Origin of the sequence: Actinoplanes sp. NPDC051470, from assembly GCF_040682035.1 — a bacterium.
GTDB lineage: Bacteria > Actinomycetota > Actinomycetes > Mycobacteriales > Micromonosporaceae > Actinoplanes.
Genome location: NZ_JBFBAA010000016.1, coordinates 1 through 12236 on the forward strand (window position 1 = coordinate 1; position 12236 = coordinate 12236).

Here is a 12236-nt window from a genome sequence, read left to right on the forward strand (position 1 = left end):
CCGCCAGCGTTCGTCCTGAGCCAGGATCAAACTCTCCAACAAAATCTAGAGATATTTCAAATCCCAGCAACAAACAATCTTGTTGCCAAAGGAATTGCGAGGCAAAACAAAACCTCGCCATAAATTGGCACTGGCTTATCAAGCACCCTGTTGAGTTCTCAAAGAACAACCACACACCGAAGATTTGCCGCCTTGGTAAGCGGCCCGCCCTCGGGGCACTCGTTCAACTTTACTGTCTCGTCCTGGCCCTGTCAACCGGTATCTCCCGGTTCGTGCCGTTCCGTTCCAGTACGTCCTTCCAACCCGCAGCGCGCAGCAAAGCCCCGCACCGTGAACTAGGAGGACTGGCAGGACGGCCATCGCGACTTGCGCCGCGCTCTCGCCCGTTCCCCTGCCGAGAGAGAACATTACCCGGTCGTCCGCCCGCACTCCAAATCGGGGACCAGTGTTCCTCATAACCGCAGGTCAGCGCCGGGTTTTCCTAAGGTTCACCGGGTCGCATGCCCACGGTGGCCAGCGGGTACTAGCGCTCCCATGGCGGTCTTACCCGAGCAACTGAGCACTCCGTACGTAGGGGAGCGTCGTAACCGCCCGCCTTCCGCAGCCGGCTGGACCACCCCACGCGCCTCCCTGGACCTGCCCTTCGGCGTGGGCGATCTCGCCGGCCTGAGGGCGGCCGTGGCCGCACATGTCTCGGAGCTCGGGCTCGAGCCACAGCGCCTGGAGGACGTGGTCCTCGTCGTCCACGAGCTCTGCGGCAACGCGATCAGGCACGGCGGCGGCGCCGGCCACCTGACCCTTCGACGCGAGGGCGCCCACCTGATCTGCCAGGTCAGAGACAACGGCCCCGGCATGAGCGAGGCCGCCATGGCCGCCGGCGGTCTGCCATCACCCCGTACCCCCGGTGGTCGAGGTTTGTGGTTGGCCCGACGTTTCGCGACGGTACGCATCTCGACCGGCCCCAGCGGCACGACCGTCACCGCCGACCTGTCCCTGCGCTGACCCGCCCACCGCACAGCGTGTGACCACCGCGGCCGGGACGCCCACCTCGGTGGGGGGTGGGTTGCGCTGCGCGACGCGCCGCCTCCTCCCCCACCCCGGCACTGGGTGGGCCTGAGAGTAGGCCGGAAATCGGGTGGGGAAGTCGGTTATCCACAGGGCCTGGGTGGCTGTGGATAAGTGGTCAGGCCAGGGCGCGCAGGGCGTCGCCCAGGCCCCGGTGGAACGTGGGGTACGCCCAGATTGTGCTGCTCAGCGTCGCGATCGGGACCTCGGCGTGGACGGCGACCGACAGCGCCCCGAGCATTTCGCCGCCGGCCGGACCCGCGGTGGTTCCGCCGATCAGGACTCCTCGTTCGCGGTCGGCGATCAGCTTGATGAAGCCGTCGTTGCCGGGGCCGTGGATGAAGCCACGGGACGTCGAGGGCAGGGCGGCGTGTCCGACCTTGATGTCCACGCCGGCGGCGCGGGCCTGGGCCTCGGTGGGGCCGACCGCTCCGATCTCGGGGTCGGTGAAGGTCACCCGGGGGCGGGCTCGGTAGTCGGCGTCGGGGCCGCCCTGGTCGAGGATGTCCCGGACGGCGATGTCGGCCTCGTACATGGCCATGTGGGTGAAGGCGCCGTTGCCGGTGACGTCGCCGACCGCCCAGACGCCGGCGGCGGCGCGCATGCGGGAGTCGGTGGTGAGGAACCGGGTGGCGGGGTCGAGGCCGATCGCCTCCAGTCCGAGGCTCTGCAGGCGGGCGGCTCGGCCGGTGGCGATGAGCAGGCGGTCGCCGGTGACCACGGTCTCGTCGGAGAGCGTGACCGTGAAGCCGGAGGCGTCATGGTGGACGTGCTTCGCGCGTACCCCGGTCAGGACTTTGACCTGGTCTCGGGTCAACGCCTCCAGAACCGTCCGGGAGGACTCGGGTTCTTCGGCCGACAGGATGCGCGGCGCGCCCTCGATGATGGTTACGGCGACGCCGAAGCGGGCCATGACCTGGGAGAGTTCGACGCCGATGGCGCCGCCGCCGAGGACGATCATGCGGTCGGGGAGGGTGGCGGCCTCGATGGCCTGGCGGTTGGTCCAGTACGGGGTGCCGGCCAGGCCGTCGATCGGCGGGATGACGGCGGACGTGCCGGTGGCGATCACGATGCCGCGGGCCGCGGTGAACTCCTGGTTGTCGACGCGGACGCGGCCGGGGGCGGTCAGGGTGGCAGTTCCGCGTACGAAATGGCCGCCTTTGCCGGTGAACCGGTCGACCGCGACCTTGTCGTCCCAGCTGTCGGTGGCTTCCTCGCGGATGCGGCGGGCGACCGGCGCCCAGTCGGGTCGCACGGTGGCCGACCCGGCGACCTGGGGGATCCGGCGGGCCTCGGCGAGCGCGTTGCCGGCCCGGATCATCATCTTGCTGGGGATGCACCCCCAGTACGGGCATTCGCCGCCGACCAGCGTGTGTTCGATGCCGACGACGTTGAGGCCGGCTTCGGCGAGCCGCCCGGCCACCTCCTCGCCACCGACGCCGAGCCCGACCACGACAACGTCCGCTTCGCGCACCTCAGCTGCCATGGGGCTCAGGTTAGGTTACGGAGATGTCGATCGGAGGCGCGCTGCGAGAGGCGTTCGACCAGGAGCCGCGGGGCGGTTCGGCGCTGGCTGTGGTCAAGGACGGGCAGGTCGTGGTCGATCTGCGCGAGGGGTGGCGGGACTCGGCCCGGACCGTGCCCTGGGACGCGGACACGCTGGTCAACGTCTATTCGGTGGGTAAGCCGGTGATCGCGCTGGCGGTGCTGAGGCTGGTGGAGCGGGGGCGGGTCGGCCTCGATGACCCGATCGCCCGGCATTGGCCGTCCTTCAAGACCGAGGCTTCGGTACGCCAGGCGCTGACGCACACCGCGGGCCTGCCGGCGTTCCCGGTGCCGCGGCCGGCCGAGTCGTGGGCCGAGTGGGACGTGCTCTGCGCCGACCTGGCCGCCGCGTCGCCGGAGTGGCCGCCGGGCACGGTCGCCGCCGAGCACGCGCTGACCTACGGCCATCTGCTGGGTGAGCTGGTACGCCGGGTCGACGGCCGGTCGCCGGCCCGGTTCGTGGCCGAGGAGATCGCCGGGCCGTTCGGCGCCGACCTGGCCTTCGGGCTGGGCCCCGCCGATCGGGCGCGGTGCGCCGAGCTGGAGTTCGACGCGCCGGACTGGCCGGAGCGCAACGCCGGTGAGCCGGGTTCGGTGAAGGAGCGGGCGGTCGGGAACCCGGCCGGCGCCCGCGACCTGGCCGTGGTGAACGGTGAGCTGTGGCGGTCGGCGACCGTCCCGGCGGTGAACATGCATGCGACGGCGCTGGGTGTGGCCCGGTTCTACGACGAGCTGATGCGCCGGCCGGTGGGGGCGATGATGGCGACGGGGCAGTTCACCGGCGTCGATCGCTTCATCGGCGGCGACCCGTTGACGTGGGGGCTGGGCGTGCAGCTCGAGGCGGACGGGACCTGGGGCATGGGCGGGCTGGGCGGCAACGCGGGCTGGGCCGACCCGGGGCGTGGGCTGGCGGTCGCGTACGTGACCAGGCGGTTGGGCGACTTCGCGACGGTCGACCGGATCGAGGCGGCGCTCAACTCCTCAACCGACCGGTCCGACACCCGATTCTGAACCTCCGCGGAACGACGGAACACCGAGCGCGGGGGGACGATTCATGCGAGGGCGATGGCGGTCCGGGCTGGTGGCAGCCGTGCTCATGATGGTCGCGGCCGCGCTGGCGGTGCCCGAGGTGTCGACCGCGGGCAAGGTCAGGATGACCGCGATGCCAGCGGCGACGCGCGCGATGTGGCTGTGGGGCGACAACCCGGCCACCGAGGTGGTCACCTGGGCGGCGCAGCAGGGCGTGTCCGAGATCTTCGTCCACGTCTCGCCGTCGGTCCTGGTGAACGGCGACCTGGCCCGGCTGCAGGACATGCGTGCGCAGGCCGGGGCCCAGAAGATCAAGTTGTCCGCGCTGGGCGGCGACACGTCCTGGGTCACCGACCACCGGGCGGCCCTGGCCTGGCAGAAGACGGCGCTGAAGACCGGCCTCTTCGCCGGCGTGCACCTGGATGTGGAGCCGTACCTGCTCACCGCCTGGTCGACCGACCAGCAGGCGACGCTGAAGTCGTTCCTGAGCCTGCTGGACAAGATGCGCGCGGCGACCTCGCTGCCGTTCGAGGCGGACGTGCCGTTCTGGTACGGCGAGTACCAGGTCGGCAACAAGAACTTCGCGGACGAGGTGCTGCGCCGGGTCACCGCGGTGACCGTGATGAGCTACCGCGACTCCGGCACCGGGCCGAACTCGATCATGGCGGTCGGCGAGGACTGGCTGGACCGCGGCGCGGTGCAGGCCAAGCGGGTACGGCTGGGCGCCGAGACCGAGACGCTGCCGGACTGCGCGCACTGCACCTTCCACGAGGAGGGCGCGACCGTGCTCGCGGCCGAGCTGGCCAAGGTCGACGCCGCGACCCGGACCGAGCCGGCCTTCGGGGGGATCGCCGTGCACCGCTACGGAACCTGGCGCACCCTGCCGCAGTGACTGGGAGCGTTTCCACGCCGGTCGGGTGGGAAATACAGCGCGGGTCCCGCCGGCCGAACGGACGAACGCAACGTCGGCGGGACCCGCTTCCCGCCGGCGAACCGACGGAAACTACGGACGCAACCAGACCGCCTCGTCGCGGTGGGACTCCAGCGGTTCCGGGTAGTCGAGGGCACGCCGCTGGGCGTCGGGCAGGCGCCACGGCTGATGCACCGCCTTGCCCTCGATCGAGGCGAGTTCGGGTACGTAGCGACGAACGTACACGCCGTCAGGGTCGAAGCGCTCGCCCTGACGGATCGGGTTGAAGCGACGGTACGGCTTGGTGTCATTTCCGGTCCCGGCCACCCACTGCCAGTTGCCCGAGTTGTTCGGCACGTCGCCGTCGTTCAGCCAGCGGAAGAACCACGCCACGCCGGGCCGCCAGTCGAGGCCGAGGTGCTTGGTGAGGAACGACGCGGTGATCAGCCGGGCGCGGTTGTGCATGTAGCCCTCGGCGCGCAGCTGGCGCATCCCGGCGTCCACCACCGGCACCCCGGTCAGCCCGTCCTGCCAGTGTTGCAGGGCGTCCGAGTCGTCCCGCCAGCCATGGGATTCGCCGGTTCTCCGGAGCGCCTCGGTGGACAGCTTCGGGAAGGCGTACGCGACCTGGTAGTAGAAGTCGCGCCAGCAGAGCTGCCGGACAAAAGCGTCCAGACCTGGGCCGTTCTGCTTGCGCACGGCGTGGGCGAGCGCGAGCGGAGAGACACAACCGAAGCGGAGGTACGCCGAGAGCCGCGACGTTCCGTCGGCCGGCATGTCGTTGTGCCGATCGTCGTACGGCTCGGTGTGCTCGAGCCAGGTGGTGGCCCGGCGGCGCCCGGCCGTCTCGCCGCCGGGCAGCGCGTCCGGTGACTCACCCGTCGGGACGGGGGGCAACTGGCCGGTCGTGAGGCCGTCCGGCAGCGTGACGCTGCGCGGGGTGGCTACCTCGTCCCGCCACTTCGCCCCAGCCCAGGCGCGGTGATACGGGGAGAACACTTTGTAGTGGTCGTTGCCGCCGCCGGGCTTCACGTCACCGGGATCAATAACGGTCACGCCGGGGAAGAGCCGCAACGAGATCCGGTGCTGGGCCGCCTCCGCCTCGAACCGGTCCTGGCGGCGCCGCGCGTAGGCGCTGACGTCGGAGGTGAGCGCGATGCCCTCGGCGTGCACCTCGCGGGCCAGCTTGATCGTCTCGGCCACCGGGTCGCCGCGCCGGATCACCAGGTCGCCGCCCTTGCCAAGCAGCGTCTCCCGGAGGTCGGCCAGGCACTCGTGCAGGAAGCGGGTGCGGTTGGGTGAGAGGCCCTGGAGCCTGGGGTCGAGCACGTAGAGCGGGACGACCCGGTCGAAGTTGGCGCAGGCCGCGGCGAGCGCCGGGTTGTCGCGTACGCGCAGATCACGGGTGAACAGGACTACCGCGGTCTTCACGCGAGCACCTCCACCGGCGTTCCGGGCCTGGTCAAGATCGAGCGGATCGCGACGCTCGCGCGGCGGGGGTTCGGGACCGTAGCCCGGCGGGTGAAGACGTCGTAGTCGGCCGCGACCACCTCGTCGAGGATGCCGCCGTAGAGCCGGAACGCGGTGCGCATGCACGCCTGGGAGGCCGGTTGCAGCATCGGGATGCCGGGCGCCGCCCGCCGGTAGTGGTCCTTGGCGACGCTCACCTCGTACCGGATGAGGTCTTTGATCTTGGGGGTGGCCACCCGCCGCTGGAGCTCCTCGCGGCTCACGCCGAAACGCGCCAGATGGTCGTCGGGGAGGTAGGTGCGGCCGCGGTCGAGGTCCTCGGCGACGTCCCGGATGAAGTTGGTGAGCTGGAAGGCGAGGCCGAGCTGGCGGGCCGGCTCACGGGCGGCGACCGGGTCGGGCGAGCCGAGGATGGGCAGCATCATCGTGCCGATCACCGCGGCCGAGCCCTCCATGTAACCCAGCAGGTCGTCGTAGGTGTCGTAGGACGTGACGGTCAGATCCATCGCCATGCTGCGCAGGAACGCGTCGAAGTCGGCCAGGTCGAGGTCGAAGACCGCGATGGTGTGCAGGACGGCCGGGAGCAGCGGGTCGTCGATCGGCTCGCCGCGCAGGCCGGCCAGGAAGCGCTCGGACCACTCGTTGAGCAGCGCCGCGCGCTCGGCCGGCGGCAGATCCTCGGTGCGGTCGACGATCTCGTCGGCGTACCGCGTGAATCCGTACAGCGCGTGCACATGACGGCGCTTCCACGTGGGTAGCAGGCGAGTGGCGAGGTAGTAGGTGCGCCCGTGGCGTCGATGCAGCTCACGGCAGCGTTCGTAGGAGGCGGACAGGTCGTCGCTCATGGTGTCCATCCTAACGAAATCGACTCAGCAATCGACGCAACTCAGAGTCTACGGTACTGTCCAGCACGTGGCCAATGACACCCTCACGGGACATGCGATCCCCCACCAGAGTTGTGGGGAGCCCGGTCTGCACGCCCAGGTCGAGAGCACGTTGGCCGACTTCCTGGCCACCCAGATCGCCACCCTCGACGCCGTCGACCCGGCCCTCGGCGCGTTCGCGCGCACCGGCCGTGACCTGGTGCTCGGCGGCGGCAAGCGGCTGCGGCCGACCTTCGCCTACTGGGGCTGGCGCGGCGTCGCCGACCCGGCCGAGCCGCACGAACCACTCGAGCCGATCGTCCCGGCGCTCGCCGCGCTCGAACTCATGCACACCTTCGCCCTCGTGCACGACGACGTGATGGACGAATCGGCCACCCGGCGTGGCGCACCCACCGCCCACCGCATCTTCGCCGCGCGGCACGACCACGATCAGGGGCGCGGCGACGCCGTCAAGTTCGGCGAAACCTCGGCGATCCTGCTCGGCGACCTCTGCCTGGTCTGGGCCGACCAGCTGATGGCCCGGGCCGCGCTGAGCCCGGCCACGCTCTTCGCCGTACGCGGCCGGTATGACCGGATGCGCGTGGAAACCGTGGCGGGACAATACCTCGACGTGCTCGGCGAGACCCGGCCGGACGACTGGTCGCTGGAACGCGCGCTGCTCGTCGCCCGCTACAAGACGGCCAAGTACACCGTGCAGCGGCCGCTCCAGTTCGGGCTCACCCTGGCCGGGGCCGACTCGCGGTCCGACACCGACGCCGCGTACGCCCGATACGGCTCCCGCGTCGGCGAGGCCTTCCAGCTGCGCGACGACCTGCTCAGCGTGTACGGCGACCCGATGGTCACCGGCAAACCGACCGGCGACGACCTGCGTACCGGAAAACCCACCGCCCTGCTCATGCTGGCCCGCCGGTTCGCGACCCCCGCGCAGCTGGCCGAACTCGCACCCGACCGCACCCTCGCCGCCGACGGGGCCCGGATCGAACGGATGGCCTCGGTCATCCAGGAGACCGGGGCGCCCGAACGCGTCGAGGCGCTGATCCGCCGCCGCGTCGACGAAGGGCTGGCCGCATTGCAAGAGGCACCGATCCACCCCGACGCGTGTGACGCGCTGACCCACCTGGCCGTCGCCGCCACGAACCGACCGGCATGATGAACGCCGTGCGAACCGTGACGGGACCGACCGATCGAGTCGTCGTGGTCGGGGCCGGCCTGGCCGGGCTCTCCTGCGCGCTCTACCTCGCCGCGGCCGGACGCGAGGTGACCGTGGTCGAGCGCGAACTGGTCCCCGGCGGCCGAGCCGGACGGCTGTCGGTCGACGGGTACGACTTCGACACCGGACCGACCGTGCTCACCATGCCGTCGCTGATCGAGGAGCCGCTGAACGCGGTGGGCGAGAACCTCGCCGACTGGCTCGAGCTGACGCCACTCGACCCGGCCTACCGCGCCTACTATCCGGACGGGTCCACGCTGGACGTGCGGACCGACACGGTCCGGATGGCGGCCGAGGTCTCCCGGGTCTGCGGGCCGCGCGAGGCGGACGGATACCTGCGGTTCGTCGACTACTCGCGCCGGCTGTGGGAGCTGGAACGCGACCACTTCATCGACAAGAACCTCGACACCCCGCTCGACCTGGTCAACCTCAACCTGCTCAAGCTGCTCGGGATGGGTGGCTTCGGCCGGCTGCAGCCGAAGATCGACCAGTTCTTCCGCGATCCGCGTACCCGCCGGATCTTCTCCTTCCAAGCCATGTACGCCGGGCTCGCCCCGCAGGACGCGCTCGCCATCTACGCGGTGATCGCCTACCTCGACTCGGTCGCCGGCGTGTACTACCCCAAGGGCGGCATGCACGCCGTGCCCACCGCGCTCGCCGGGGCCGCCGCCAAACACGGGGTGCGATTCCGGTACGGGACGACGGTCGCGTCCGTCGACGTCGCCGGCCGCCGCGCGACCGGAGTCATCACCACCGACGGCGAACGCATCCCGGCCGACGTGGTCGTCCTCAATCCCGACCTGCCGGTGGCCTTCGCGCTGACCGGATCGGCGTACCCGCGCCGGCTCCGCTACTCGCCGTCCTGTGTGGTGCTGCACGTCGGGTCGAAGGCGTCGTACTCGAAGATCGCCCACCACAACATCCACTTCGGGGGCGCCTGGAAGGGCACCTTCGACGAGGTGATCCGGCGCGGTGAGCTGATGAGCGACCCGTCGCTGCTGGTGACCCACCCCACGCCCGACACCTTCTACGTGCTGGCGCCGACGCCGAACCTCGACACCGCCCCGCTCGACTGGGCCCGGCTCGGCCCGGTCTACGCCGACCAGCTGATGGCCGAGCTGGAACGCCGCGGCTACATCGGTTTCCGGGACGGCGTGGAAGTGCTGCGCATCGTGACGCCCGCCGACTGGGAGGCGCAGGGCATGGCGGCCGGCACCCCGTTCGCGGCGGCGCACTCGTTCACCCAGACCGGGCCTTTCCGGCCCGGCAACCTACATCCGAAGCTGGAGAACGTGGTGTTCACCGGGTCGGGCACGCAACCTGGAGTGGGGGTACCGATGGTGCTGATCTCGGGCAAACTCGCGGCCGCACGGGTGGTCGGCGCGTGAACCGGGAGTCACACCTGGTGGAACTGGTCGACGCGGACGGCGCGGCGATCGGGTCGATGACCGTGGACGAGGCGCACCGCGCGCCCGGCCAGCTGCACCGGGCGTTCTCGGTGCTGCTGCGCGACCCCGACGGGCGGGTGCTGCTCCAGCAGCGGGCGGCGGTGAAGACCCGCTTCCCGTTGCGCTGGGGCAACACCGCCTGCGGACATCCCGGGCCCGGCGAAGACCTGGTCGACGCGGCGGCCCGGCGCCTCGAGGAAGAGATCGGCATCAGCGGGGTCACGCTGTCGGTGGTCGGCGTGTACCCGTACTACGCGGAAGACCCGGCCAGCGGACGCGTCGAATACGAGTACGACCACGTGCTCATCGGCACCGTCCCCGCCGCCGTTCCCACCGGCCCCGACCCGGCCGAAGTGGCCGCGCTGCGCTGGGCGCCGGCCGACGAGCTGCGCGACCAGGTGGCCGCCGACAGCCGCACCTACGTCCCGTGGCTCCGGGGCGTCCTCGGGGTCGCCGCCGACGCCCCCGCCCCTGATTCCCCCGCCCCTGATTTCCCCGCCCCGCCCATGTCCTCCGTCCCCTCCGCTCCGCAGGGCATGCGGGGCGGTGATGGATGAGGCGCTGACGGCCGGGGCGGTCGCACGCCGCCTCGGCGTCGCCGTCACCACGTTGCGCACCTGGCACCAGCGGTACGGGCTGGGGCCGAGCCAGCACGCGCCCGGACAGCACCGGCGGTACACCTCCGACGACATGGACCGGCTCCAGGTCATGCGTCGCCTCACCGCACAGGGTGTGGCGCCGGCCGAGGCGGCGGCCTGGGCGAGGCGCATGCCCGTACCCATCGAGAACACCGCGCCGGCCGACCCCGCCTGGACCACCGACCCGCCGGAAACAACCGCCCGCGACGGCGGCGGCCACGCCATCCCCGTCGGACGCGCCGGAGCAACCGCCCGGGGCCTGGCCCGCGCCGCCATCCGCCTCGACGCCGCGGCCCAGCGCGACATCCTCGAGATGACCATCTCCCGCCGCGGCGTCGTCCGCGCCTGGGACGAGGTGATCATGCCGGTGCTGTTCGGCATCGGCGAGCGCTACGCCGCCACCCTCAAGTACATCGAGGTCGAACACCTGCTCTCCCGCACGGTCACGGAAACCCTGGGCGCCGTCTCCCGCCCGCCCGCCGGCGTGACCCCCCGCATCCTGCTGACCGCGGCCAACGAGGAACAGCACACCCTCCCGCTCGAGGCCCTGGCCGCGGCCCTGGCCGAAGCCGGCTTCGCCAGCCGCCTGCTGGGCGCCCGGGTACCCCCCGACGCCCTGGCCGGCGCCGTCGAACGCACCGGCCCCACGGTGGTCGTGATCTGGTCACAGACCCCCGGGACCGCCGACACCGCCCACCTCGACCGCCTGCTGACCGGCCCGCACCGCCCCTTCCTGGTGGCCGCCGCCGGCCCCGGCTGGAACAAGCAGGATCTGCCCGCCGAGGTCCCCCTGCTGGGCGGCCTGACCGAGGCCCTCCAGGTCGTAACCGCCGCAGCCGCCGCATAGCCCCAGGTCACAGCGATATCGGATACCGGTTTGGAGGGGAGCATGAGGATCACGTATGCTTTCCAAGCCTCAAGCGGGGGGCTCGGTTGGGGCAAACAACCGGCACCATTGCGGGTATGCAATGATGGCGCAGTTGCCCTCATCGTCTAGTGGCCCAGGACGCCGCCCTTTCAAGGCGGTAGCACGGGTTCGAATCCCGTTGGGGGTACGGCAACTGAATAGCAAGGTCCTGTGGAGCAGTTGGAGTGCTCGCCGCCCTGTCAAGGCGGAGGTCGCGGGTTCAAGTCCCGTCAGGACCGCCAAGTACCATCACGGCCAGGTAGCTCAGTTGGTACGAGCGTCCGACTGAAAATCGGAAGGTCGGCGGTTCGACCCCGCCCCTGGCCACCTCAGCCTCGCCGGGCTTTGAGCACCGTCCACCTGCGGAAGCGCATGGTGGGCGTTTTGCTTTCCGGGCTTGATCACGGCGGTGGTGTTGTTCCTTGGTTCCCGGTGATTGCCCATGATCATCGTTGCAAATCGCACGTTCGATGCACGGGTCGCCGGCCTCGGATGGCGGACCCACAGAGTCTGTCCGGCTGGCTGTTCATCACCGAGCGGGCAATCTTGGAGCCCGCGAGCCGTTGACATCCGAACGGCATTTGTCCAGTTCCGCCGTGCGCCTTGCCTGACCCGAGTCGGCGGGTCAACGGCACGCTGATGGATTGGCGGCATGCTCCGGACATAGCCGAGCACCTTGAACGGGGAACGGGCCGGCGACTTGCGGTCAGCCTCGAACACATGACCGACATCAGCGAGCGCAAGACTAGCGACTACGAGTTGCTCATCGTCGCCGAGCACCACGACGGCCCGGAGTTCGGGCAGCAGACCGACCTCATCAAGTCCAGCGGCGCTTCGTTCGACGGACATTCCAAGACGTGGGGGCTTCGGCTCGACTACGCGCTGGCTGGCGACCGACCCGGCCTGAATACCCTCTTCAAGGCGGCCAAGGACTACGGGACGTTCGTTGCCGTCCGAGAGCGGAAAGTCTCGCCTGAATCACCCTGAGACCGCCACCGGCGTGGTGCTGACTAACGCCCACTCCATCCCGTCCGCCGTCGACCCACACACCGTGGAGCGGGGCGTCCTCATGGCGCCAAGGTGGAGCGCCCTACCGGACGAACGACCTTGGCGCCATGAGGACGATCTGC

11 protein-coding genes and 3 tRNA genes are annotated in these 12236 nt (G+C 70.6%); 11 read left to right on the forward strand and 3 right to left on the reverse strand.

Translation table 11 applies throughout. The annotated features are described in order from the left end of the window. Nucleotides 1-534: 534 nt before the first annotated feature. Entirely contained in the window at nucleotides 535-1002 is a 468-nt protein-coding gene (locus AB0M54_RS26400) for an ATP-binding protein (RefSeq protein WP_364474248.1), read from the forward strand. A gap of 181 nt (nucleotides 1003-1183) precedes the next feature. Here the strand turns inward: AB0M54_RS26400 and AB0M54_RS26405 are convergent, their stop codons facing one another. Further along, complete coding sequence (locus tag AB0M54_RS26405) at nucleotides 1184-2551, reverse strand: NAD(P)/FAD-dependent oxidoreductase (RefSeq protein WP_364474250.1); 1368 nt, start codon at nucleotides 2549-2551, stop codon at nucleotides 1184-1186. Nucleotides 2552-2574: 23 nt separating this feature from the next. Between AB0M54_RS26405 and AB0M54_RS26410 the strand changes: the two genes are divergently transcribed. Both AB0M54_RS26410 and AB0M54_RS26415 read left to right on the forward strand, forming a co-directional pair. Beyond that, nucleotides 2575-3621 (forward strand): serine hydrolase domain-containing protein, encoded by a 1047-nt coding sequence (locus AB0M54_RS26410; RefSeq protein WP_364474252.1) that lies wholly within the window; start codon nucleotides 2575-2577, stop codon nucleotides 3619-3621. A gap of 70 nt (nucleotides 3622-3691) precedes the next feature. Beyond that, nucleotides 3692-4531 carry a hypothetical protein gene (locus AB0M54_RS26415; RefSeq protein ID WP_364311848.1) on the forward strand — a complete coding sequence of 280 codons (840 nt, stop codon included), beginning with the start codon at nucleotides 3692-3694 and terminating at the stop codon, nucleotides 4529-4531. A gap of 111 nt (nucleotides 4532-4642) precedes the next feature. On the opposite strand, the gene AB0M54_RS26420 is transcribed toward AB0M54_RS26415, so the two are convergent. Together AB0M54_RS26420 and AB0M54_RS26425 are read right to left on the reverse strand one after the other, a co-directional pair. Next, on the reverse strand, nucleotides 4643-5980 hold the full coding sequence (locus tag AB0M54_RS26420; RefSeq protein WP_364474254.1) for a deoxyribodipyrimidine photo-lyase: 1338 nt from the start codon (nucleotides 5978-5980) through the stop codon (nucleotides 4643-4645). Continuing rightward, nucleotides 5977-6864, reverse strand: coding sequence for a phytoene/squalene synthase family protein (locus AB0M54_RS26425; RefSeq protein WP_364474256.1), 888 nt, complete (start codon nucleotides 6862-6864; stop codon nucleotides 5977-5979). The genes AB0M54_RS26420 and AB0M54_RS26425 overlap by 4 nt, the downstream gene beginning before the upstream one ends. 127 nt (nucleotides 6865-6991) lie before the next feature. On the opposite strand from AB0M54_RS26425, the gene AB0M54_RS26430 reads away from it, so the two are divergent. The 8 genes from AB0M54_RS26430 to AB0M54_RS26465 all read left to right on the forward strand — a co-directional run bounded on the left by AB0M54_RS26430 (nucleotide 6992) and on the right by AB0M54_RS26465 (nucleotide 12093). Continuing rightward, nucleotides 6992-8053, forward strand: a complete 1062-nt coding sequence (locus AB0M54_RS26430; RefSeq protein ID WP_364474425.1) for a polyprenyl synthetase family protein — start codon at nucleotides 6992-6994, stop codon at nucleotides 8051-8053. A gap of 8 nt (nucleotides 8054-8061) precedes the next feature. Beyond that, the gene (crtI, locus tag AB0M54_RS26435) at nucleotides 8062-9501 is read left to right on the forward strand and encodes a phytoene desaturase family protein (protein ID WP_364311855.1); all 1440 of its coding nucleotides are present in this window, start codon (nucleotides 8062-8064) and stop codon (nucleotides 9499-9501) included. Beyond that, nucleotides 9498-10118 (forward strand): isopentenyl-diphosphate Delta-isomerase, encoded by a 621-nt coding sequence (idi, locus tag AB0M54_RS26440; protein ID WP_364474258.1) that lies wholly within the window; start codon nucleotides 9498-9500, stop codon nucleotides 10116-10118. Before crtI ends, idi begins: the two co-directional genes overlap by 4 nt. Continuing rightward, the gene (locus AB0M54_RS26445; RefSeq protein WP_364474260.1) at nucleotides 10108-11046 is read left to right on the forward strand and encodes a MerR family transcriptional regulator; all 939 of its coding nucleotides are present in this window, start codon (nucleotides 10108-10110) and stop codon (nucleotides 11044-11046) included. The genes idi and AB0M54_RS26445 overlap by 11 nt, the downstream gene beginning before the upstream one ends. A gap of 135 nt (nucleotides 11047-11181) precedes the next feature. Further along, nucleotides 11182-11254, forward strand: a tRNA-Glu gene (locus AB0M54_RS26450). 17 nt (nucleotides 11255-11271) lie between these two features. Next, nucleotides 11272-11348 (forward strand) — tRNA-Asp (locus AB0M54_RS26455). Between the two features lie 11 nt (nucleotides 11349-11359). Beyond that, a tRNA-Phe gene (locus tag AB0M54_RS26460) sits at nucleotides 11360-11433 on the forward strand. Between the two features lie 393 nt (nucleotides 11434-11826). Further along, nucleotides 11827-12093 (forward strand): hypothetical protein, encoded by a 267-nt coding sequence (locus AB0M54_RS26465; RefSeq protein WP_364474262.1) that lies wholly within the window; start codon nucleotides 11827-11829, stop codon nucleotides 12091-12093. Nucleotides 12094-12236 lie beyond the last annotated feature (143 nt).